At 51.0% G+C, this 24,129-nt stretch carries 18 protein-coding genes; 12 read left to right on the top strand and 6 right to left on the bottom strand.

The window, feature by feature from the left end:
- Positions 1–84: 84 nt before the first annotated feature.
- The 4 genes from M3629_RS22555 to M3629_RS22540 all read left to right on the top strand — a co-directional run bounded on the left by M3629_RS22555 (position 85) and on the right by M3629_RS22540 (position 4,557).
- Complete coding sequence (locus tag M3629_RS22555) at positions 85–945, top strand: ABC transporter permease (protein ID WP_240036800.1); 861 nt, start codon at positions 85–87, stop codon at positions 943–945.
- A gap of 1 nt (position 946) precedes the next feature.
- Positions 947–1,741 carry an ABC transporter ATP-binding protein gene (locus M3629_RS22550; RefSeq protein WP_090921652.1) on the top strand — a complete coding sequence of 265 codons (795 nt, stop codon included), beginning with the start codon at positions 947–949 and terminating at the stop codon, positions 1,739–1,741.
- A 206-nt stretch (positions 1,742–1,947) separates the two neighbouring features.
- Entirely contained in the window at positions 1,948–3,126 is a 1,179-nt protein-coding gene (locus tag M3629_RS22545; RefSeq protein ID WP_251510515.1) for a winged helix-turn-helix domain-containing protein, read from the top strand.
- Positions 3,127–3,195: 69 nt separating this feature from the next.
- Entirely contained in the window at positions 3,196–4,557 is a 1,362-nt protein-coding gene (locus tag M3629_RS22540) for an MFS transporter (RefSeq protein ID WP_251510512.1), read from the top strand.
- A gap of 113 nt (positions 4,558–4,670) precedes the next feature.
- Here M3629_RS22540 and M3629_RS22535 read toward each other — a convergent pair whose 3' ends face one another.
- Both M3629_RS22535 and M3629_RS22530 read right to left on the bottom strand, forming a co-directional pair.
- On the bottom strand, positions 4,671–5,252 hold the full coding sequence (locus tag M3629_RS22535) for a hypothetical protein (RefSeq protein WP_090921658.1): 582 nt from the start codon (positions 5,250–5,252) through the stop codon (positions 4,671–4,673).
- Between the two features lie 30 nt (positions 5,253–5,282).
- Positions 5,283–5,816, bottom strand: a complete 534-nt coding sequence (locus M3629_RS22530) for a hypothetical protein (protein ID WP_251510510.1) — start codon at positions 5,814–5,816, stop codon at positions 5,283–5,285.
- Between the two features lie 209 nt (positions 5,817–6,025).
- Here M3629_RS22530 and M3629_RS22525 point away from each other — a divergent pair, with 209 nt between their 5' ends.
- The 5 genes from M3629_RS22525 to M3629_RS22505 all read left to right on the top strand — a co-directional run bounded on the left by M3629_RS22525 (position 6,026) and on the right by M3629_RS22505 (position 14,580).
- Positions 6,026–6,553, top strand: a complete 528-nt coding sequence (locus tag M3629_RS22525) for a DUF6385 domain-containing protein (RefSeq protein ID WP_090921661.1) — start codon at positions 6,026–6,028, stop codon at positions 6,551–6,553.
- 39 nt (positions 6,554–6,592) lie between these two features.
- Positions 6,593–7,999, top strand: a complete 1,407-nt coding sequence (locus M3629_RS22520; RefSeq protein WP_251510507.1) for a DUF6385 domain-containing protein — start codon at positions 6,593–6,595, stop codon at positions 7,997–7,999.
- A gap of 79 nt (positions 8,000–8,078) precedes the next feature.
- The gene (locus tag M3629_RS22515; RefSeq protein WP_251510506.1) at positions 8,079–10,529 is read left to right on the top strand and encodes a tetratricopeptide repeat protein; all 2,451 of its coding nucleotides are present in this window, start codon (positions 8,079–8,081) and stop codon (positions 10,527–10,529) included.
- Entirely contained in the window at positions 10,456–12,513 is a 2,058-nt protein-coding gene (locus tag M3629_RS22510; protein WP_251510504.1) for a tetratricopeptide repeat-containing glycosyltransferase family 2 protein, read from the top strand. The genes M3629_RS22515 and M3629_RS22510 overlap by 74 nt, the downstream gene beginning before the upstream one ends.
- A 78-nt stretch (positions 12,514–12,591) precedes the next feature.
- Positions 12,592–14,580, top strand: a complete 1,989-nt coding sequence (locus M3629_RS22505; RefSeq protein ID WP_251510502.1) for a glycosyltransferase — start codon at positions 12,592–12,594, stop codon at positions 14,578–14,580.
- A 541-nt stretch (positions 14,581–15,121) separates the two neighbouring features.
- Here the strand turns inward: M3629_RS22505 and M3629_RS22500 are convergent.
- From M3629_RS22500 to M3629_RS22485, 4 genes are read right to left on the bottom strand one after another with little or no spacing between them, the layout of a single operon-like run.
- Complete coding sequence (locus tag M3629_RS22500) at positions 15,122–15,802, bottom strand: class I SAM-dependent methyltransferase (protein ID WP_251510500.1); 681 nt, start codon at positions 15,800–15,802, stop codon at positions 15,122–15,124.
- Entirely contained in the window at positions 15,799–17,238 is a 1,440-nt protein-coding gene (locus M3629_RS22495; protein ID WP_251510498.1) for a glycosyltransferase family 4 protein, read from the bottom strand. The genes M3629_RS22500 and M3629_RS22495 overlap by 4 nt, the downstream gene beginning before the upstream one ends.
- Position 17,239: 1 nt before the next feature.
- Entirely contained in the window at positions 17,240–18,166 is a 927-nt protein-coding gene (locus tag M3629_RS22490) for a glycosyltransferase (RefSeq protein WP_221786647.1), read from the bottom strand.
- Positions 18,166–19,497 carry a hypothetical protein gene (locus tag M3629_RS22485; protein ID WP_251510495.1) on the bottom strand — a complete coding sequence of 444 codons (1,332 nt, stop codon included), beginning with the start codon at positions 19,495–19,497 and terminating at the stop codon, positions 18,166–18,168. Before M3629_RS22485 ends, M3629_RS22490 begins: the two co-directional genes overlap by 1 nt.
- A 372-nt stretch (positions 19,498–19,869) precedes the next feature.
- Between M3629_RS22485 and M3629_RS22480 the strand changes: the two genes are divergently transcribed.
- From M3629_RS22480 to cydD, 3 genes are read left to right on the top strand one after another with little or no spacing between them, the layout of a single operon-like run.
- A complete protein-coding gene (locus M3629_RS22480) occupies positions 19,870–21,285 on the top strand; it encodes a cytochrome ubiquinol oxidase subunit I (protein ID WP_251510492.1) in 1,416 nt (471 codons plus the stop codon).
- The gene (gene cydB, locus M3629_RS22475; RefSeq protein WP_251510489.1) at positions 21,272–22,285 is read left to right on the top strand and encodes a cytochrome d ubiquinol oxidase subunit II; all 1,014 of its coding nucleotides are present in this window, start codon (positions 21,272–21,274) and stop codon (positions 22,283–22,285) included. The genes M3629_RS22480 and cydB overlap by 14 nt, the downstream gene beginning before the upstream one ends.
- 1 nt (position 22,286) lies before the next feature.
- Positions 22,287–24,128, top strand: coding sequence for a thiol reductant ABC exporter subunit CydD (gene cydD, locus M3629_RS22470; RefSeq protein ID WP_251510487.1), 1,842 nt, complete (start codon positions 22,287–22,289; stop codon positions 24,126–24,128).
- The last annotated feature ends 1 nt before the right edge of the window (position 24,129 follow it).

Raw genomic sequence — 24,129 nt, 5'->3', positions numbered from 1 at the left:
AGAGATAGACAGGGAGGAAGCAGTGTGAGTATAAGTTGGAATTCCATTGAAGGGGCCATTGAACTGGGACTGTTATATGCACTGATGGCACTTGGTGTGTATATAACGTTTCGCATTTTGGATTTCCCCGATCTTACCGTAGACGGAAGTTTTACTACAGGAGGCGCTATTGCGGCGGTCATGATCTCCAATGATTACTCCCCTTGGCTGGCCTGCTTGGCAGCTATGGCTGGCGGCATGATCGCTGGAGCCCTAACGGGTCTGCTGCATACGAAAGGCAAAATTAACGGACTACTGTCCGGGATTCTGATGATGATTGCCCTGTATTCGATCAACATGCGTATTCTTGGCGCACCGAATAAATCGATTATGGGCGTGGAAACGCCATTTTCAGGCGAACATGTCATGATCATTATCATTATTGTTGTGCTGGTATTTAAAATCATGCTTGATCTGTTCATGAAAACAGATATCGGACTCGCGCTTCGCGCTACAGGGGATAACAAACGCATGATTCGCAGCTTTGGTGCGAATACGGATGTAACGACCATTATTGGTGTCAGTCTGTCTAATGGGTTGGTAGCCTTATCTGGTGCGTTTATTGCCCAGCAATCCGGGTTTGCTGATATTACAATGGGCATTGGCATGATTGTCATTGGTCTGGCCTCCGTCATTATTGGCGAAGCGATCCTGGGTGCCAGAACGGTGTTCTGGGCGACGCTGGCAGCTGTCGTTGGTTCCATTATCTATCGGATTGTGGTTGCACTTGCCTTGCAGGTGGAATGGTTCGATACATCTGATCTGAAGCTGATCACTGCCGTTATCGTTATTATTGCACTCGTCTTCCCGACAATGCAGCGTTCCATGAAACAGCGTAGCCTCGCTCGCAAACGGACCGAAGAGCTGATGCGTTCTGGCGGCCAACAGGCAAAGGGGGGCATGTAGCATGTTAGAGATTACACAAGTCACCAAACTGTTCAACCCGGGCACAACGGATGAGAAAACAGCTCTGGTTGGTGTGAATCTGATTATGAATCCGGGTGATTTTGTAACGGTTATTGGCAGTAACGGCGCCGGGAAATCAACCTTGATGAACATTATCTCAGGTGTGATGAAACCCGATATGGGCGACGTGCTCATCAACGACCGTTCAATCAGAAACTTGCCGGAGCATAAACGTAGCAGTTGGATCGGTCGTGTCTTTCAGGACCCGATGGCTGGAACCGCCCCGCATATGTCCATTGAAGAGAATATGGCAATGGCGTACAAACGCGGCAAGGGACGCGGACTTGGTTTTGGTGTGACCCGTGCGAGACGTGAAATCTTTAACGCGCAGCTGGAGAAGCTGGGAATCGGGCTGGAGAAACGCCCGAATGCGAAGGTGGGTCTTCTGTCGGGCGGTGAGCGCCAGGCGCTCAGCTTGTTGATGGCAACCTTCACTCAGCCGCAGATTCTGCTGTTGGATGAACACACAGCTGCGCTTGACCCATCTCGCGCAGAGCTGATTACCGAACTGACAGAGACCCTTGTCCGCGAGATGAGACTCACCACGCTGATGGTAACGCACAATATGGAACAGGCCATTCGCCTTGGTAACCGCCTGATCATGATGGACAAAGGACGAATCATTCTCGATGTCAGTGAAGAGCGTAAGCGTACGCTCACGGTGCCGGAACTGCTCGGTGAATTTGAGCGGATCAGCGGCAAAAAAATGGCGGATGACCGCGTCGTATTGGGATAAGGTTGAATTCATGTGAAGTCACATCCACAACTATCGCTTGAGAAACAGGGCCCTTTGCGTTATCGCAAGGGGCTTTTTTTATGGTATCTTGAAGAGGTGTGAGTTGGAAAATACTTGAGAGATACATAGATACATTAGAAAAAAAGATAAAGCAGATTGCTGATCTGCGTATGGCATATATGAGGGCATACAAGGGAGGAACGAGAATGTCTCTTCAATTTGATGAGGGAACCTATACGGTATCTCAGCAAATGGATTCGATTCGCTTGCTGGCGAAGGAGTTTGCGCTTTTGCATTTTCTGTACGAAAACAAAGATAAGGCCTTCACACGCAGTCAACTGCTGGATCGGGTATGGCCGCTAGAATATCCGGTGGAGCGCACCGTAGATGATCACATCTATCGTCTCCGTAAGAAGTTGAAGCGCTGGGATGAAGTCAGTCTGGATACGGTTCGTGGTTATGGATATCGGCTTGCTTTACGGGAGAACAAATCGATGTTGCCCTCTAATCCTTCGGTTCATGATCCAGAGATGCAGGAAGTGATTCATGGACTGCTTCGCAAATATCATCTGTTCGGTCAGGGAAATTCAATCCAGATGCTGGTTCGTCAACAAGAGGCACTCGGCGTACGAATAGAACCGTACTATCAGTTGTACCTGCATTTCATACAGGGAGATCTGGATTGGCTAATGAACGCAGCGGAGTTTCCTTTGGAGGAGCGTCTGTATTGGCTACTGATTTATGTCCATGCTCTCGTTGAACCTACGGAAAGTCTGACGTTGTACAAACAAGCGATTCATTTATCTGTTTTGCCTGCCGAGCACCGCCAGGAATTAAGGATTCTTAATATCATTGATATCTATGCCGAGACGGGTCAGTATCAGGAAGCCAAGAAGCAGTTGGAAGAAACATATCGGGTGATGGAAGCAAATCAGTTGATCTATTTCAAGTTACCCGTCAGTATTGCCGCATTGTCTGTTGAACTATGGGGTGGGAGCGGTGAGGCCGTTGAGGAACAGTTGGCCGTTCTGCGCACGCAATTAAAAGACGCTCCTTATCTGCGAGAAATCGGCCGTTTCCAGGTGATGGAGGGCTTATGGCTGCTGCGACAGGGACGCGTGCGAGAAGCTGAACTGCGAATGGATGACGGACTGGAAGTATTGAAAATGTCACTCCATGCACCGCTTTATCTTAATTCAGCGTATCAAATTCTCCTGTTTATGGATCATCACCGAATCGAGGGAAGACTTCGCAATAAATATCAGCAGATATATACAGAGATCGGTAAGTCGTATGGTGTTCCTGTATATGGGCAGCAGATCGTGAAGACGATCCGTCACTTTTTATCCGCTGATTCCTTATCCTCTGATCTTCCTCTGACATAACGCCTCTAAGATTACAGCCAAGGACATCATGTTCGCAAAACCGCTGTAATCAAGGGAGGAAGTACATGTATGACAGCTAACTCATCAAGAAACGACACATCCGATTCGTCTAAAGCAGGTAATTCATCTGGTGAATCTGCTACCAAAAGCTCAAAAAGCCTCTGGACTAATCTTAAGTTTGTGCGTCTGTTTATTGCTTACGCACTCGCTACCTTTGGCGATTGGTTCGATGCGCTCGCAATTCAAATCATGGTGGCTTACCGATGGGGAGCCGATCCGTTGATTATCGCGCTGATCCCTGTCTGTATGGCTGTACCAGGTATCTTATTTGGGTCGGTAGCTGGTGCTCTCGCTGATCGACTGCATAAAGTGAGAATTATGATTCTCTGTGATGGCATTACCATTGCGCTAACGGTGGGCATTTTATTCGCACCAAGCCCGGCATGGCTACTGCCACTTCTGGCTCTGCGTGCGATGATGAGTGTGTTTCACGTTCCTGCCCAGCAGGCATTGACACGACAGATCGTGGCAGAGGAGCAGCTGTTCCAAGCCTCGTCCCTGAACGGGTTTGTGAATCAGTGTGCCAAGATAGCAGGCCCCCTTCTGGGTGCAGTTGTATTGGCCTTTTTCTCTCCACAAATCTGCATTCTGATCAATGCGAGTGCTCGGCTGTTATCTGGCGCTGTATTATGGCCTTTGCGACGTTTGGTAGAGAAGAAAGAAGCTGTAGTAACGGGTGAGTATAACGAAGAGAATCAGAAGGAACCCGAGACTTTCTTCAAGCAGTGGCAACAGGGCTGGAAGTATTTACGCCACACCCACACAGTCAGGAACACCATCGTGTTTGGCTGTCTTGGCCTCATGTCTATTCTAATGGTCGAATATCAATTTACGACCCTGTTTCGGGAAATCAAGCCAGGTAATGAATCTATGCTCGGCTGGCTCGGTTCATCCGTAGGTGCGGGAGCAGTGTTTATCATTTTGCTGTTAAACCGATTGCCGAGATTAGGGTACGGGTGGGGGCTTGGCGGCGGCTACTTTCTCATTGGGGCCGGAATTGCGGGACTCGGCTGGGTTGGTCCGGATACGTCGACGGCATGGATTATTATGTTGGGCCTGTGTACAGGTCTGGGGAATGGACTGTTTATGGTCACGATGAATTATTTGCTGCAAAAAGAAACCTCTCCTGACTATGTAGGACGTGTATTCGGCATTCAAAACTCGTTATACAGCGTTGTGCTGGTCGCTGCCCCGCTGGCAGGCGGTGCGATTATCCGCTCGGCGGGACCAAGTCCGACTTTTCAAATGATCGGTCTGGCTACGCTAGCTATTGGTCTGACAGGCATCCTGTTCCAGCGTATGTTGTGGTCGCTTAACAGAAGATCCACTTCGAGTGAAAAGGTGGGATCTGCACAGCAAGGCGTCTCCTAAATTGCTTGTTTGGATCATTCCATATCCTAACATACGAAATAGCCGCATTCGGCACTCATCCGAATGTGGCTATTTCTGCTCTTTGGCCTGCACAGAGGCACGGCTACAGATTATCACACTTCCCACCAAGTGAAATACGTTGTGGAGGCTAACAAGCCGGCAACAGTGAGTGATCCGGTTACGGACAGGTTTATGGCCTGACCCGGAGGGATCACGTATTTACCGAACTCGTTGGATTGAAATGGACCAACTTGCAGAGGCATGGACATGATAGCGGTAGCACCGGATGGGGCTGCTGTAGAAAATCGAACAAGAGCAACACTTGTGTTACTGCTGGACAGATTGCTGTTTACGGCTGTAAGTGTACTTGGCGATGAGAGTGTACCGTTTGCGGTTAGGGTCAACGTGCCGCTGAACGAAGACAGCAGATTGAGCGCAACAGTAATTCCACCAGACAAACGGGAAACATACAATGTTCTGCCGCTTCCGGTGGGATTGGCGAGTTGCAAAGTGGCCGTTACGCTCCCTCCAAGCAAACCCAGTGTGGTGGAGTTAGTGGAACCTGCATTGTACAGGTTACCTGTGCTGCCCGCACTATTCTCGGGTGGGGCAACAATACCTGGCGAGATATATGTGTTTGTATTCGACGTATAGACGGGGCGATTTAATGGATTAAACACATTATTATTTGGCACGTTGTGCACCACCTTTGATCTGAAATCCGGTTAGAATTCCCACCAAAACAGGTTTATCGCTCCGGTCTGATTACCAATGCCCAAACTAATGGATAACGATTGTCCTGGGGGAACAACAATAGAACCATTCAAATCCAAAGCATATATGCCTGCAGTGAGCGGGATACTGAGCAGGCTTGTGAAGGTTCCGCCAAGTGTGCCTGTGTTCTGCCTTGTTGTTACGATGCTGGTATTGGCATTGCCAAGCAATGTATTGACGGGTACGGGGGTGCTGCCGACAGTCACGGTTCCACCGGAATAGACCACAAGTGTAGCTGCTGCTGTTGTGCCCCCTGAGAGGCTCGCAATGCGTATCGTTCTGCCGCTACCTGCTGCGTTCAAAATTTGCAGAAGTAGATTTTGGTTGGAGGGGATCAATGTATTGTTCGTGGTCAGGGCGAAAAAGCTGCCTGCCGCAGCCGCACCGGTGTCTGGAGCTGCTCCGATTCCCGGGGCCGCAAATGTGTTGGTCAACTGTGTAAATAAAGGGCCATTGGACTGGTTGAACACATTCGTATTGGTCATCCCGCTTGACCTCCTCTGAACCATGGAATAGATGGAAAAAAGCCTATAGCCTGCGTTTTTTCGCCTGTCCTCATTACTAGCATGATATGTAGAAGCAAGAGAAAGCGTTTGGGGATTACATCCGAATTCCCAAATAACGGCGGATGCCGTGCCCGTATTTTCCTTCCGGGCATACGATGCGTAAGCACATTTTTTAAGGGGAAATCGAGATGAGTCGAACAGCCAAGCGAAGCAGGAAGAGAACGAAACCTTCAGCCAAGCAGACAATGAAACCAAAAACTAAATATGTCAGCCGCCGCCCATCCCGTTGTTCTCGCCGCGCCAAACTGCTGAAGCCCCCTTGTTCCCGGATTACCCGTCCTAGGTTCAAACAGGGTGCTTTCTCACGCACGAAACTCCCTGGTGCTACTCACTGTTTTACAGAGCATACCTACACTGGAGCAGAGACAGGTCAAGGTGAACATGCCCTCCCGCCGCAGGATACCTCATCTCTGAGCATGTACAGTTATGGCGTGGTGAATCGCGGAAAACATCCAGCTATCGTTCAAGTTCAGGTCAGTCCGAATGCCGTAGATTATGCAGTGGATAGTCAGGAAGTCATTGAGGGGGGACAGACAAAGGCGCTTGTTCCCTTGCGATTTCTACACTATACCCGGCTTGTGCTCCTGCCTGTAGATCCGGCTCAGCCTACTCGGCTTGATGTATATTTTCAGGCACAGCGTATGCTCGTAAGGTAGTTTAATTACCCAGATTGTCCAGGGAGGAGGACGAGGCTCATGCCTAACTTTACAACGTTTAATACGAATCCGGATAACTTGAGAACATTGATTTTTGGTCAGGATAGTACAGGTACGGCTCAGCCCGTCAGAACGGATACAAGCGGGAATGTGGTAGGTATCATTCTAGACGGGACGATCAGCAACATTTCAGGTCTGACCACGGTTACCATTAACGCGGGTACAATCACCAACATTCTGAACGGTACCATCACGAACGTACTCGGCGCGACGATTACAGCTGGAACGATCACAAGTGTGCTGGGTGCCACAGTAACAGCGGGGACCCTGACCAACTTGCTAAACGGTACCATCACAAGTGTCCTCGGTGCAACAATCACTGCCGGAACATTAACGAATCTGTTGAACGGTACAATTACCAGTGTGCTCGGAGCAACGATCACCGCAGGAACAATTAACAGCGTACTCGGTGCAACCATCACGGCTGGAACGCTGACCAACTTGCTGAATGGTACGATCACGAACGTGCTCGGCGCGACGATTACAGCTGGGACAATCACGAGTGTACTTGGAGCAACGGTGACTGCGGGTACCCTGACGAACTTGCTGAACGGTACGATAACCAATGTGCTTGGAGCAACGATCACGGCGGGAACCATCACGAGTGTATTAGGTGCTACGATTACCGCCGGAACGATTACCAGTGTGCTCGGAGCAACGTTGACGGCAGGTACCTTAACGAACCTGTTAAATGGTACGCTCACCAGTGTACTGGGCGCGACCATTACCGCAGGTACGTTAACGAACTTGTTGAACGGAACGATTACGAATGTCCTCGGCGCAACGATTACCGCAGGTACAATTACGAGTGTGCTTGGAGCAACAATCACGGCCGGAACGCTGACGAACCTGTTAAACGGAACGATCACCAGCGTGCTCGGTGCCACTGTGACGGCTGGCACATTGACGAACTTGCTGAATGGTACCCTCACAAGTGTTCTCGGTGCCACGATCACAGCCGGAACGTTAACCAACTTGTTGAACGGGACCATTACCAGCGTGCTTGGCGCAACGATTACGGCCGGTACACTGAGCAGCGTAACCTCCATCTCGCAAAAAAGTTTTCAGGAGAACCAACTTGTCGGCACACCGACTGCTAACACATTTACACCACTACCTGCTGTGACCACGAGTGTATTCGGCACATACTCCTTTTTCGTGTATAACAGGGGACCAGGTGTGAACAGGGTGGATGCCCAAGTGGAGATCAGTGCGAACGGAACCAACTGGTACACCGATGTGACTACGGTAACAGGGATTCTATCCGGTTCTGTAGATGTTCTGGTACCGCAACGTTTCCTGAAATACACACGTCTTTCTTATCGCTCAAGCTTGATCGGTGCACCAAGCACGATTGATGTGTTCTTCAATGGACAAGGCACATAACCTGCTCTGCTGTCATATAGGTACATGGAGTTCACTTTAGTGGGCTTCATGTATTTTTTTGTATTGGAGGTCACTGCGGATGCAGAACCGGTTACTCGGCATTCATATGATTGTGCAAAATGAAGAGCATCACCTGCCCCGCTGTCTGGACAGCTTGAAGCAAGCGGGTTCGGAATGGTTCATTACGGATACAGGTTCGTCCGATCGGACACCTGATATGGCCAGAACATATGGTGCGACAGTACTGCACGCCAATTGGGAAGATGATTTTGCTAAAGCCCGAAATATTAGCCTGCCCCTGGCAACGACCGAATGGATTCTCTGTCTGGATGCCGATGAGTATGTCATCGAAGGTCTGGATCAATTGATGAATGTTTTGCCAAACGTCCATAAGAGCATCACCCGATTACGCATCACAATCGAAAATCAATACGGCGAAGGGATAGAGGACAAGATCCTGTCCCATCCTGTACGGCTGTTCCGTGCTCAGCAAGGTTACCAGTACACAGGGCGCATTCATGAGCAGTTGTTTCGCCAAAATACGGATTATCAGAGCGATGCCGTTACACCAAATAAGTCCATAAGTAAGAGCGATATACACTTAGATTCACTGGAAATAAGTACAGTAGATCATTCAGCAGCTGTTGAAGTAGAAATAGATGTAGAAGTCGAAGAAGAGCCGCTTGCTCCTTTGCGTCTGGGGCATGATGGTTATCTTGCTACCGTAATCGCCAAAGGGGATAAGAGCAAGCGTAATTTGCGCCTGATCGAGCGGGAGCTTGCCGATCATCCTGCAGATCCTTTTCACCTGTATAATCTGGGCGTAACACGCTGCCAGTTGGGTGATTTGGAACAGGCGGTGGAGGCATTTCGTGAGTCACTGAAACGGGCCAAATGGCAAGCTCCCTATCGCTCCACCCTTGTGAGAGATTTGGCCAAAGTGCTGGTAGAACTGGAGCGTTACGAAGAAGCACATCTGTTGCTTTCCGAAGAAACTCAACGTTACCCTGCATACGCTGATCTGCATTTGATATACGGTGAAGTGTTGGAGCGACAAGGCTTGCAGGAACGGGCTTATCGTGCCTATGCACGGGCGAGCACCTGTGGCTCCAGTCCGAATGATCACGGAAGGTCTGGCGGCGGTGAAGCCGTGGTCAAAGCTTTTTACGTGACAGAAGCAGGCTCTTGCAGTTACCGGGCATATACATCGATGGCTCGGCTGGCACAGCAACGGGGATTCGGGCATGAAGCGGTTCGGCTATATGAGCTTGCCCTGGAGCATCTATCTACCTACAGACCGGCTTGGATGGGGCTGGCGGATGCACTGCAACAACAGGGAGTTTCGGACGAATCCATTGCAGATCGGTTGCTTCATCTAGCTCATCGATTACATCAGATCCATGTAACGACAGATCATGCAGATCAAATGAACCGGCCACATCCCTATTTGGGAAAGGAAACGGAGATTGTGCTGATGCATATGCTCTATGCCCTCACTAATTGTGGAGCGTATAAACAAGCACTACTTCTTCTGGGTGGTGAGGCATCCCATATTCATATTCAAGTAGGTGATCAACTTCACTGGATGTTGTGTGCAGACCAAGTTACCGATGCATGGAATCTCGCTCAGAGTAGCTGGGGAGAAGCGGATAGAGAGGATCATAAACGGACCTCTTTCTCGTCTGTCATTACGTCAGGAGTGGAGGATGCTGCTGATATGAACCTTCAATCGGATGAGCGAAGTGATTGGGCGCTAGCGTGTTGGGCGAGTGGCAGGCGTTTGCCTGCATCTTTCTTCGCTAAAGTATCTCCTCTGGAGAGGGGAATGTGGAAGGTAGCGGACCGATTACTGTTTGAGTATAAGCCTGCAGCTCTATCAGCCAGTTCTTCTACCGCTCCTGTACCTGCTGTATCGGATGGGCAGCTTCTGCAATGGAGTGAACCTGTGCAAATGATCGCAAGGCAGTTAGTGGCTCGTGCGATTCAGAGCGGGCATTTGGTCATCGCACAGCAGTTGCATGAGCGACTGGTTCGTATCATGTCAGATCCTGAGAGGACAGAAACAGAAATTCGGCGGAATTATGCGGGTCTGTTGCACCGGCATGGATACACGATGATTGCCGCCGAGATGCTGATTCAGTGTATGACGGAAGGAGAACTGGATGCGGAAGGGCTGTTCTGTCTGGGCGAAACGCTGTACTCCAAAGGACATTTGGATCAAGCACTGTCGCTCTTGGAACAGGCACTGGAGCAAAAACCGGATTTCAGTAAAGCCCGTGCTGGAGCGGCTATCTGTTACTTGCAGATGGCCCTTGGTTTAATTCGTCAGGAACGGAATCGTTCTTCCGAGGTTAGAGTGCTTGCGGATCAGCAACTGGCTTTGGAACAACAGTTGCGAACAGCGGAGGGGATACCTTGGCGGACAGTATATCATGCAAAAGAAAGGAGGAATCATCATGCAGGCACATCAGCATCAGAGACAGCGGAGTCAGGCCGAGCGGATCTCTCTGTGCATGATCGTCAAGGATGAGGAAGAGATGTTGCCACGTTGCCTTGAAAGTGTGCGGGATGTGGTGGATGAGATCATTGTAGTAGATACTGGATCATCTGATCGCAGTGTGGCCATTGCGCGGGAGTATGGCGCGTCGGTGGTTGAGTTTGCGTGGTGCGATGATTTTGCCGCCGCGCGAAATGCTGGCCTGGAGCAGGCTTCCGGCGACTGGATTCTCTTTCTTGATGCGGACGAGGCGCTGGAAGCGACAGCTCGGGAGCAGATCAGGAGCTGGACGGAAGTCAGCGGATGCGACGGATTGTTTCTAAACATTCATAACTATACGGGTTCGGGCCAACAGGGCGCAACGGTCAATCCGGTGCTACGTTTGTTTCGCAGTCATCCTGAGCATCGGTTCAAAGGTCGCATCCATGAGCAGATTGCGGCGGCGATCTGTGAGCGAAATCCGGAGGCCGCGTTTCATATCACAGACATGGTGATTCACCATTACGGGTATCAGACAGTGGTTGTGGAACGCAAGGACAAGGTGAATCGCAACGTGCGTTTGCTACAACAGGCGGTGGAAGAAGAGCCAGATCAACCGTTCCATCACTATAACTTGGGCGTGGAGTATTTGCGTGTGGGTGAAGCGGAGAAGGCACTCGAATCGTTTGTTAAAGCTCGAAAGATGATTGATCCTGCAGTGACCAGTTATGCTCATCTGCTGCTGAAATACGAAGTCCGCTGTCTGGAGCATTTAGAGCGCTGGCAGGAGGCATTGGAATGTGTGGACGCGGCGCTGGAACTTTTTCCAGAATACACAGACCTGATGCATCATCGGGCGATATGTGCGGATGCTGTGGGGGATACGGATGCTGCTGAGATTTGGCTTCGTAAAGCCGTTCAGCAGGGGCCACCGCCAGCGATTTTTCACACAGAGGAAGGCATGGGCACATACCAGACATGGTACACGCTGGGCCGCTTGCTGGAAGGTAAGGCCGATCTTGAGGGAGCGGTCGATGCTTATGTGGAAACGGTGCGGGCAAAATCCAGCTTGGTACCGCCACTGTATCGCCTATTTCGAATCATGCGGGTATCCGGGCGGGAGGGGCAGATTCCAGCGGTGATGGAGTCGCGTTTTGCCATGAGCTCAGAGGAAGCTTTATCTAAAGTACTAGGTATTCTGGAACAGTGCCATTGTTACGATGCGGCGCTTGAACTGCTCGGGGAGTTACCGTCTGCTTCTTCCGGCGAGCAACGGGAGAAACGTTCTATAGCTGAGGCTGTTCTGCATGTACAGCGAGGGGACTGGAGTAGCGCGCGTTTGAAACTCGAAACGGTGAAGCGAAAAAAGGGCTCATTTGCACCTATGGCTGCCCGTTGGCTTGAACGTTTGCAATGGCTGAGTGGGAAAGAGGGGCAGGAAATGAAATTCCAGGATGCCTTCACCCGTTGGCTGATGAACGGCTCAGAGGTAGGCGAGGGCAGGGAGAGTGCATCTGAGGAAGGGTCAGGGTCTACAGGATGGGGAAAGGCCGCAGTAGAGACGGGGAACAGATCGAACATGGAGAATGCAGCTACACTTAAGGGTGTGGCGGAGGCAGATCATGCAGAGTTGTACGACGGATGGCAAGCTCTCGGGCTGATGCTGGAAGGCTGTGTTCAGTCTGGAAGATGGCAGGCGCTGCATGGATTGATTCAACGGGGGAGGCAACTGCTGGATGAGGTGCATGATGCAACTGAAAAAAGACTGGCGAAGGAGAGAAGTCAGGGAGAACAAGTTGAACGGGAGATAATCGATGCCGAAAAGTTGATTCGAGAACCGTTTACAGGAGCTTCGGATACGCTTAGCGGAACGAGCTGGCTAGTTAAAGGACTAATTCGTGCAGCAGATCACCATCTGGCGCAACTGACATCTGATAAGGAACAGGTGGAGCCTGGGAAAAGGCAGCGTCTTGCACACTGGCCTGTCATTCAGCATATTCGGCTGGAGTTGCCTGGAGCAGACGGATTCGAGGGCTAAGTCGGAAGAGCGGCGGACAATACATGGAAGGCGAAGGATATTCAGGGAGAGTTTTGACGGAAGGAGGGCAGGGTACGGGTGAAGGAAGGTATTAGCTTATGTATGATCGTGAGGGATGAAAGCGAGTTTCTGGAACGTTGTCTGGCTTCAGTACGTGAAATCATAGACGAGATCATTATCGTGGATACAGGTTCGGCGGATGATTCCGTAGCTATTGCTCAGCGATATGATGCAACCATCATTAGTACAGAGTGGAACGGAGACTTTAGCCAGGCGCGTAATCTTTCACTTGCTGCCGCAAGTTTTGCATGGATTCTGGTGCTGGACGCCGATGAAATGTGGAAGCATACGTTATGGACAAAGTCAGAATTGCTGGAATGGCTCGAAGCGGGGAGTGAAGAGGTCTGGGGGTATTGGGTTAAGGTGACGAGTCTGCTGGGTAATTCAGGCGAAGAACGTGTAACGGACGAGGTGTGCCGTTTATTTCGAAATGACCCCCGAATTGCTTTTCATGGAAGAATCCATGAGGAAGTCGCTTCTTCTATTTTTGCGGTGATGCCGCAAGGGATTCGTCATTCGGACTTCGAGGTTGTCCATTACGGTTATTTGGATAAAGTGATTGCTACTAAACGAAAAGATGTGCGTAACATGACATTGATTCGGCTGGCTCTGCAACAGACACCAGATCAGCAGGAACTGCTCTATGCGCTGGCTGCAGAGTGGTTTCAGCAAGCGAAGTATGATGAAGCAATTCGATTACTTCTGCCGCTGCTGGCAAAGCTTGATCCGACGTGTGGATATCATTCGGATGTGGTACTAAAAACAGCATATACGTGGAGAGAGTTGGGGCAGATTGAGCTGGCGCTCTCTGTGGTGGAGAACTGGGTAACGGTATATGATGATTTCCCGGACCTGCTTGAACTTGCCGCTGTGTTGGAACTGGATCAGAACCGTGCAGATCGTGCATTAGAATGGTTAAAGCAGGCGAAATCCGCCGCATCGACAGCAGGGAGATATACCTCGGTGTCCGGTGCCGGAAGCTACCGCAGCCTAACGTTGGAAGGCATGGCACATGAGCAGGCTGGAAGATGGCCGGAAGCGGAAGCAGCTTATACGGCAGCGCTAGGCATACAGCCCGGCAACGGGACGGCATGGCAGCGAATGTTGCTGCTTGGGGCAGCTACGGGACGGCCGCAGGCCATTGCTGGCGTAGCCGAGTGGGGGAGCTTGCCGCTAGCGTCGTGGCAAGCACTGGTCTCTGTTGCGCTGGCGGCGCATCGGCCGGAATGGCTGCTGCACCATGCATGGACGCTGGGCCCGGTGCAGCGCGAGCAGCCACTTGCCGAGGGGCTGGCGCTGGCCCAAATCGGCGAGGATGCAGCCGCGAGGGCGGCACTGCGGCTGTGGGCAGCGCATGCGCAGCATGGGCCCGAGGCTGCGCTGGCCCTGTGGGCGCTGGGCCACAAGCAGCGTGAGCGCGGCGTGCCCGGGCGTGCGGCGGCAACGCGCCAGCGTGTAGCCGTGCCGGAGGTGGCGCGTGCAGCCGAGGCGCTGCTGCAAGGCGAGGGCGCAGCAACGTGCGGCGCTTACGCGAGCAGCATGGCGCTACCCGCACAGGCGCTCGCCGCCGTGGGCGCCTGGCCCGCCTGGCTGCGCCTGCTGCAGGCCCTGCCGCCAGGCGGCGCGCTGGCGCTGCTTGCAGCGCTCCCGCCTGCGGCCCGCTGCGGGTTGCTGCGCGCGCCCGCTCACGTCCGCGCAGGGCTGCTTGCGCTATGCGGCACGCCTAGCGGCGCGGCGCGGCCCTGCGCGGACGAAGTGCCCGCCCCGGCGCTCGCAGCGCATGCGATCCTGGCGGGCACGCTCGCGCTGCTCGCCAGGCGGCAGAGCCTGGCGCGTGATTGGGCCGATTGCGCGGCCCGGATCACGGCACGGCATGCTGCCGCCCAAGGCCGCCCGGCAAAGACCCCGCCGCCGGGCCTACAGACCCTGCTGCGCCTGACGGCCTCTGGCGCAGCCCATGCCCCAACCTTCCAGCAGCAGTGCAACATGCTGCTGGTATACCTGTAATCCGGCGTACCCATAGCGCCGGATGCTCCCGGGATGTCCCGACTTCACAGCACAGCAAAAAAGCCGGGGTATCCCGGCACACACTGCATTTACCACAAGTTTGGCCTGCTGTTTCAAACGGATAAACATATAACTATGCAATTCGTTATGCAATCCGTAACACTACCGTTTCCTCATATTACGTTTGGATACCCGATCGTTTTCTTATCAAAAGCCTCTATGAGAGTGCTTATTTAGATGCTATATAAGTTGAACTATTCTTTTACACAATAACGAGAGGACAGAAAAAACCTGGAAAAGCGAAGCGCTCGCCTAAAAGCTTTCTGTAAGAAAGCTACATCGGAAGCATATGCTTATCACCGGATTTTTCCCTTTGGAAAAGGGAATCCAAAAAATCTGGGGATAACCGCTACTCTCCAGGTTCTTCTGTCATCGGAGTGGACTATGTAAAATCTTTAGTTCAAATTATATAGATCAGATGAAGTACTGTATAACGTGTGTAAAGATAGGTGCATTAAAATGTTGTGCCTCACTAACGTCACTATCCCTTTCCCGTCTTGCATATCACAGCCCTGAAACAGCGAATAGGTGCGCCGTACATCTCCGAGGAGATGGCATCCGCCGGCTCTTCCACGGTTAACTTATCTTCAATCGTCAGTCCTGTGACAGCCATGATCGTTTCCAGTAAATCCGGTCGCATCTCGGGCACATCAAAAGTGGCAATTAACTGTCCGCGTGGCTTCAACACCCGAGCGAATTCGCGAAAAGCCCGTAGCATCGTGCCCGTGTCCAGATGCTCCAGAACAGAGATGCAGAATACGCGGTCAAACTGCTCGGTGCTATATGGAAGCTGGGCCAGATTGGCCTGAGCGCGGTGAAGCCGGGTGAGGTAATGTTCGGGCAGATGGAGAGCTGCCTGTTCGCCAAAATCAGCCGCGATATCAAGACGAATCGCCTCTTCCGACAAAATGCGTTCATCCCAATCACACGCGTGAACTTCGCGGCAATGTTCCGTGAGCCAAAATTTGAACGGGTGCGAAATGCCGCACGCTGCATCCAGTACCACGTCGCTTGAACGTGCAAACTGCCGCGCCCACTCATACTCATAAGGACGGCTCCACCATGCGGGATGAAGCGGAAAAACGAGCGTATCTGTCTTCGGATCACTTTGCCGGATGTACCTTGATTCCATCATTGCCGTGGTGTCGGGTGTGTCCATCATGTTTGAATCGCCTCCTTCAATCCTGTTTCAGCTAAAAAAGATTCCAGTACCCTGCTCCATCGGCTGCGCCATATGGACAGATCATAAGACAGCGCCGTTTCGCGCGCATAGATGCCAAGCCGCTCCCGCTCAGAGCGATCTTGAACGAGCCTGATGAGCGCGGCAGTCAGTGCCTGCTCACCCGGAGGTACGAGCAATCCGTTGAACCCATCCTGAATGAGATCATTGAGTCCGCCGACATTGGAAGCGATCACCGGAAGACCGCAGCTCATCGCTTCCAGGCATGCGTAGGAGGTTCCCTCCGAGAATAGGGTAGGAATGACAACGATATCTGCCTGATGGTAAGCGTCACGAATATCTTTGAAATCGTACGTATGCTGGTAGATGCGGGCCGTATGCGGATGTGTACGCTGCCAATAGCGAAAGGCTCTGCCCACCGTACTGCCTTCGACCAGTTCTCCGGCAAATTCAACCTCCACATCTGGAAAAGCCCCGAGCAGCTTATCTGCCGCCAGCATCATAGGAATAATACCGCGCTCGCTACTGATGCGGCGTGGATACAGAATACGGATTGGACGTGGGGCTGGTACAGGTACGATGTTGTTCATATGACACTGACCTTGATGAGAAGTGGTTTCGGAAAACCCGTTTTCGAAGGGAACAGCACCGGCGCCGGGGTGTTCACTTTCCTCTCGTTTAAAACTCTTCGTTCTGGCTTTTTCCCCTGAACTGCGATATAACTCTGAATCATTAAGGCCTGCTGTATGATGATCTGCTGCATCCTCTTTGTATTCATGAACAAGGGTGTCTTCGTGTTCAGCCTGAAGTGCGGTGTCTCTTTTCCATGCCGTCATCCATTCCTCTTCATGCTGCGGTGTGAGCATCCTGCTTGGCGGAGCCGGGATGAAATAAGAGGTGTCCACTGCGTTGGGAATCAGCACAATTTGTTCTGAATCGGTATACATACAAGCTGCCCGGCAGAAAGTCTGGAAATGGGAGTCTACCGAAACGATGCGAACCAGTCCGTCCAGCGCGAGCTGAATGTGATCGGCAACCTGGCGTTTCGTCTCAAGCGGCAGACGGGGGCGATCCCAATTAATTCCATGGCATATTCCGAGACTTCCAGGTTTATAGGTGATGGGCTGCCACAGGCAGCTGGCATAGATGATTGGACCGCGGGCTGCTGCGGCCATCCGGTCAAAGGCTTCCGGTACATTTTCCATGTCGTAATCGTAACCATAGACGTCGATCTGTTCGGTTCGGGTCTGGAATGCTTCGAAATAGGACAGCTGGTGTACCTCGGGAATATGTCCGAGCCCGCGGATGACACTGCATAGATCGAGAATATAACGTTCCAGCCCGCCGCCAAATACCCGGCCAAACTCCCGGTTGTAACCATCGGTAAAACTATGGGTCAGTATGCTGACCACACCCATATTACGACTCCTCCTTCCAAGGGAGCAGGCGCGGTTCAGGGTCCAGAATGGACTCATACTGCGCTGGGTTGCCCCATTCCCCATGCGGATCAATACGTTTGTAACGTAAATATTTGCGTACCCGATCCTCCAAACTTCCAGCCCAGCCGAGATGCTGAACTTTCAGTTCAGTGCATACCCCTGGTAACACGGTACAGGACGCGGGGAGTCGAGGAACATGGTGATTCTGTTGCGGGTAAAAATAAGGATAGCCCGGCATATAACGGACAAGGGAGGCAGTGTGACGTTTGTGCATGGACCACAGCTCATCCTCCCGATAATGTGTTCGGCAACCCCACATATCGTAGAATCGGAAGGCAAACCAGTCTGCGTAGTCCTGATCAATGAGTTTGCGCATTGCCTTTTTGGCTTCAGCGCTGTATAGTTCATCGGCATCTACCGAGAGAAGCCAGTCTGGATCTGTACTGACTGCAGCTTGCCATAACGTGTTGCGAAGGCGCCATTCTTCGGCAAACAGTGGCTTCTCTAACACATCAAGACGAACTACTTTTGGGAAAGCTCTGCATATTTCCGGTGTTCCATCTGTACTGGCATCATCCACAATGACGATTTCATCCACGAATTCACTCAGATTTTGCAACACTTCTTCCAGATACCGTCCTTGCTCATTACGTACCTGAAGCATGGCAGTCAGCTTGTTGTTTTTATTTTTGCGCACCCGACGTACGGGAGAGTTTTGTTCGTATGCGTCTACCTCTACATCACGGCTCGCGGAAGAATTCGTTTCCTCTTCGATCCGTGAGTTAATGATGCGATGAACTTGACTTGAGAAGTTTTGGCTTTGGGCTTCGGAACTCGAAGACGATTGAAGCGAATCATGCATAACGGGCCTACTTCCAGGGGTTCTGCGCTTCTTCGGGTCTATCATTAAGGCACCTCCCCAAGCAACTGCTGTACAGCTTGATCGAGCAGCTCCAGTTCCATAATCCGAGCTAAGGCCTCTTCATCCTCCACAGCTGTCTCCAGAAACAGCCTTACCGCACCGTGACGTTCCCCTCGAAGAGCCAGTGCCGTCCCGGATAGTTGTCGATATTGCAGAAGGCTGGTCGCATCCTGAATATCACTGGCATGAACGAGCGCGAGCGCATCCTCCACACACTCTGTTTCCTGATAGATACGAAACTTCCAGTGCCTTGCCGTTTCCCCGCCAAGCTCATCCAGGACGCGCAGAGCACTGCCATAATCATCATTGATGCGCAGCAGTTCTGCTCGAACCAACTGTTCCTCTCCGGCTTCAAGCCAGCGGCACAATTGCTCATAATGATGACGTTCCTGCTCGTTATTTGCACTGATGCCAAACACCTGTAAAGCTTCTTCAATCTGACCTGATCTCGCATAGATGGCGGAGAGGAACCGGTAATGAGACACCACACAATCTTGCCTTCCGTTGATGACAGCATGAGTGAATGCTTCCTTGAGTGAGGCGGCGGCACGTGAATCTTCCAGTAAATACTCATATGCGGACAGAAGAAACGAGATGGTTTCATGAGCACCTGTTTTGGCTCGGAGCTGTCTGTAGTAGTCAGCTCGCACACGACATTGAAGCGTGGTAACGCGGTCTGGTTTACCAGTCAGTACCTGCTGAAGTGCATGCATAAAAAATATCTCATAATCGCGCAGTGGAATACGTGTACCATCATAATGAATGTAACCGGCTGGTGAAGTGTCTTCTCCCCCTAGCCAGATGGCACGGGTACCTTGAAAGAGCAGCTTCATATACCGGGTTTCCGAGGATGTGGCCACTAGATCGGCAATGCCGACAAGTCTGGAGATATTGCTCTCCCAGAGTGGAGATGCAGCTTCATCTCCTACGGGTTCAGGCAATAGTGCAATACATAATTCAGGTTGTAGTGAAGCTACCGCTATAAGCCAGTATGGGTGTGCGACGATTGCAACTGTATGTGGTTCCTGTAATCGTTTCTCCGCTTCCGAAAGAGAGATCACCTGAATGGATTTTGGTAATTCTTCTTCCTCAGCCGTACGGCTACTGACATATAAGATCGTGCCTTCTTGAGCTGCAAATAAAGCAACGATGTCCGGGTAGGGGAAGGATAACCAACCTCCTTTTCGCGGGAAAATCACATATTGAACGGCAAGATCTGTGGACACAGACAGGTCCATTGTTGCCTGTTTTATATCCTCTTCCTGCCTCTGTTTTGGCTTTGGATCCGCATCTGTTAACGGTTCAGCATGTTCCATTTGTAACTCACCACACCTTGATAAGGGATTTTTGGTATGTAAAAAGCCGCTGTAGCACTTCACATATCTCCGTCTGACACTAACATATGGGCATTTGTCTCCAAACATGAACAACTTCCATGAATACGTGCATCAGTCAAGACCAATCAGGCAACGAACAAGCCTGATAAATAGGCTTAATTTTATCTATTGTGTGACCGAGGTCACTTTTTTTACGTAAGAGGGACGAGTTAGTGATAATTATCACATGTGAAAATTAGGTAATCTGGCACAATACGTTCATCAACGTATTTGGAGGACAGACAGCGAAGAAGCCCGCTTCAAAGCCATTTACGTATCTTGCAAAAGCGAACAGAAAGAAGGGGTAAAGGTATGGATCCGATTATGCTATCGCGTATCCAGTATGCACTTACAACGATTTTCCACTTTTTCTTCGTACCGCTATCCATTGGCCTCGTGCTGCTGGTAGCCATTATGGAGACGTTGTATGTTGCGAAGGGAAAAGAGATTTACAAAACGATGGCCAAGTTCTGGGGCAAGTTGTTCCTGATTAACTTTGCCGTCGGTGTGGTCACCGGTATTTTGCAAGAGTTCCAGTTCGGTATGAACTGGTCGGAGTATTCCCGCTTTGTTGGTGATGTCTTCGGTGCGCCGCTGGCGATCGAGGCTTTGCTGGCATTTTTTATGGAGTCCACATTTATCGGTTTATGGATATTCGGCTGGGGTCGTTTGTCCAAAAAAGTACATCTGGCCTGTATCTGGCTTGTATTTGTCGGCACATTCCTGTCAGCGGTGTGGATTCTGGCAGCGAACTCGTTTATGCAACATCCCGTTGGATTCGCCATCAATAATGGCCGGGCGGAGATGAATGACTTCTTTGCACTCATTACCAATGGGCAGTTTCTCGTTGAGTTCCCGCATACGATTTTTGGTGCGTTAATGACGGGAGCCTTTGTCGTGACGGGCATTAGTGCTTATAAGTTAATGGAAAAGAAGGATGTCGAAGTATTCCGCAGATCCTTTAACATCGCGGTTATTATCGGTCTCGTATCCTCGCTAGGTGTAGCTTTCTCGGGGCACTTCCAGGCTCAATATCTGGTGGAAACACAGCCGATGAAGATGGCTGCAAGTGAAGGTACATGGACAACAACAGAAGACCCGGCCCCGTGGACGGTTATTGCCTCCATTGACCCGGATAAACAGGAGAACTCGGGTGAGATCAAAATCCCTGGATTACTCAGTTATCTCTCCTATAGTAAATTCTCAGGTAGTGTCAAAGGCATGAAAGAACTGAATGCCGAGTACCAGCAAACGTATGGACCCGGAGATTACATTCCACCAGTGCGAACCACATTCTGGAGCTTCCGTGTCATGATTGCTGCAGGTGGCTTGATGATTCTGCTTGCGATGTATGGTACATATCTGGCTTGGCGCAAGAAGCTGGAAGTGGCGAAACCCTGGTTTATGCGTCTGATGGTCTTTGCGATCTCCCTGCCGTTTATTGCGAATTCAGCAGGATGGATTATGACTGAAGTCGGAAGACAGCCATGGACGGTGTTCGGGTATATGACGACCGAAGCAGGTGTGTCACCTAATGTTTCCGCAGGAATGATTTTGTTCTCCACGATTGCCTTTACTGCGGCGTATACGGTTCTTGGCATCGTGATGGTGTTCCTGTTTGTCCGCAAAATCAAAGCAGGGCCGTATGCCGTCGATAAGTCCGAAGAGCATGATGAGCCGGCTGATCCGTTTGGCGTAGATGGGGGGTATTCCGTTGTTACTAAGTGAGCTGTGGTTCGTGCTGATTGCCGTATTGTTTATCGGTTTTTTCTTTCTCGAAGGATTCGACTTCGGGGTAGGGATGTCTACAGGTCTGATTGCCAAAACAGATCGTGAACGTCGTACATTAATCAATTCGATTGGGCCATTCTGGGATGGAAACGAGGTCTGGTTGCTGACCGCAGGCGGTGCCATGTTTGCTGCTTTCCCGCACTGGTATGCAACACTGTTCAGCGGATTCTATCTGCCACTGGTGGTTGTGTTGCTGTTGTTGATTGGACGCGGCGTCGCCTTTGAGTTCCGCAGTAAAATGAAACAGCAGCGCTGGCGTAAAACATGGGACATTATTATCGTAGTGGCAAGTACCTTACTGCCATTCCTGTTTGGGGTTGTTTTTGCAACGTTGATGAAAGGTCTGCCCATTGATGAGAACATGCAGATGCATGCCGGTTTCCTGGATATTGTGAATCCGTACACCGTTGTAGGTGGTTTGAGTGTAACGCTATTATGTCTGGTTCACGGGCTGTTATTTGCCTCCCTGCGTACCGTAGGTGAATTGAGAGAACGTGCACTTCACCTGGCGAAAAAGTTGATGATACCGCTGGTTGCAGTGCTTGCGATATATGCATTATTGACCTATCTGATGACCGATGTGTTTGCTGTTCGTGGCTGGGCGCTCTGGATTATGGTTCTGCTTGGTGCCACGGCACTGGCTCTTGCGGCTTACTTCATTCGTCAGCAGCGTGAAGGTTGGGCTTTCGGGATGACAGGTGCGGTTATTGCCATTGCTTTTGCCTCCGTATTTATCGGATTGTTCCCACGAGTTATGGTGAGTTCCATCAATTCGGCATTTGATCTGACTGTATATAACGCAGCATCGGGTGCTTATTCATTAAAAGTGATGACTATTGTTGCGTGCACCTTGTTGCCGTTTGTACTTGGATATCAGATCTGGAGTTATTATATTTTCCGCAAACGTCTGAACGAACAGCATCACCTGGAGTACTGACATGGGACGCGGGCTAATGAAGCTGCCTGGCATCCGGCCGGTACTCGCACTGGCATCTGCGCTGGTGCTCTTGCAGGCGATGACGATTATTATGCAGGCCAAATGGCTGGCACAGGCGATTACGGCGTTGTTCGAAGGTGCCACGGTTTCGTCACAGTATCCGGTGCTACTGCTGTTTCTGGCTGCTTTTGCCGCCCGCTATGCCTTGTCATTCTGGTTACAGCTTGTCACTACGCGGTATGCGGAGAGAACCGGAACCGATCTGCGTAAACAGATGACGGAACAATGGTTTAGACTCGGGCCACGTTATGCCAAGACAGAAGGTACGGGACATCTGGTGACACTGGCACGTGAAGGGGTTTCCCAATATAAAACGTATCTGGAGCTGTTTATCCCGCGTATGTTGGGCATGGGGTTTATACCTGTTGTCCTTCTGCTTTATGTATTCAAACTGGATACGATGTCCGGTGTGATATTAATGCTGACGCTACCGATTCTGATCGTATTTATGATCCTCATTGGTCTGGCGACTCAGCGTAAGATCGATGGACAATTCAAGTCCTACAAAGCGCTGGCGAATCATTTTGTGGATACACTGCGTGGACTGGAAACGTTGAAAACGCTGGGGCAAAGCAAAACACACGAAGGCTCCATCATGAGAGTAAGCCAGCGATACCGAAAAGCAACGATGTCCACACTACGCATGGCCTTTTTGTCCTCTTTTGCCTTGGATTTCTTCACCATGTTGTCGGTTGCGTCCGTTGCAGTAGGTCTCGGACTCCGGCTTACGGAAGGACATATGTCACTGTTTCCTGCTCTAACGGTATTAATTCTAGCACCTGAGTATTTCCTGCCCGTACGTATGTTGGGTGCAGATTACCACGCAACTCTGGATGGCAAGGAAGCTGGAGAAGCAATTAATCAAGTGATTGAACGAGGCAAGGTCGCAGAGCAACGTCAGACAGAGGTTTATGCAAGTGCAGTGGATCAAGTGAAGGTGCTGGATGAAAATGAAAACGGTTCGGTCTCATCTTCACAACTACGCATAGTATTTAACCGGGATAAACATGGGATGCATAATGCGGCAATCTCATCATCTTGGGGAGAGCATAGCCGGTTAGCGCTGAAGGATATTCAGGTTCAGCATGAAGCGGACGGAGTATTTTCTCTTCAAGATGTGACCTTTCAGCTGAAGGGTCTTGGTAAGATCGGAATTATCGGTGCCAGTGGAGCGGGAAAATCGACGCTCATCGATGTTCTTGCAGGTTTCCAGATGCCCACAGCAGGACAAATGCTGGTCAACGGGCAGCAACTGACCCCGGAACTGCTCAAAGCCTGGCGTAGCCAGACGGCGGCGATTCCGCAGCATCCGTATATTTTCAGTGGTTCCATTGCGGATAATATTCGTTTTTACATGCCGGAGGCATCCGATGCGGAAGTAGCTCAAGCAGCACAGGTAGCGGGGCTGACAAAGCTATTGTCATCTCTGGCAAGTGGGCTACATGAACCGATTGGTGCAGGGGGCAGACAGCTCAGTGGAGGTCAAGAGCAACGTGTGGCGCTGGCCAGAGCGCTGCTGAGTGAACGCAGTGTTCTGTTGCTTGACGAACCTACGGCACATCTGGATGTGGAGACCGAATATGAATTGAAGCAGACGATGCTGCCCTTGTTCGAAGGTAAACTTGTCTTTCTGGCAACGCATCGTCTGCACTGGATGCCGCATATGGATCGCATTATTGTCATGGATGGCGGTACGGTAGCGGAGACAGGCACACATCAGGAACTGCTTGCACGAAAAGGGGTATATTATCACATGATTGAAGCGCAGATGGAGGCGATATGAG

It is taken from the genome of Paenibacillus polysaccharolyticus (assembly GCF_023714295.1).
GTDB classification, from domain to species: domain Bacteria; phylum Bacillota; class Bacilli; order Paenibacillales; family Paenibacillaceae; genus Paenibacillus; species Paenibacillus polysaccharolyticus_A.
This window is presented reverse-complemented; position numbering and strand designations above follow the sequence as displayed.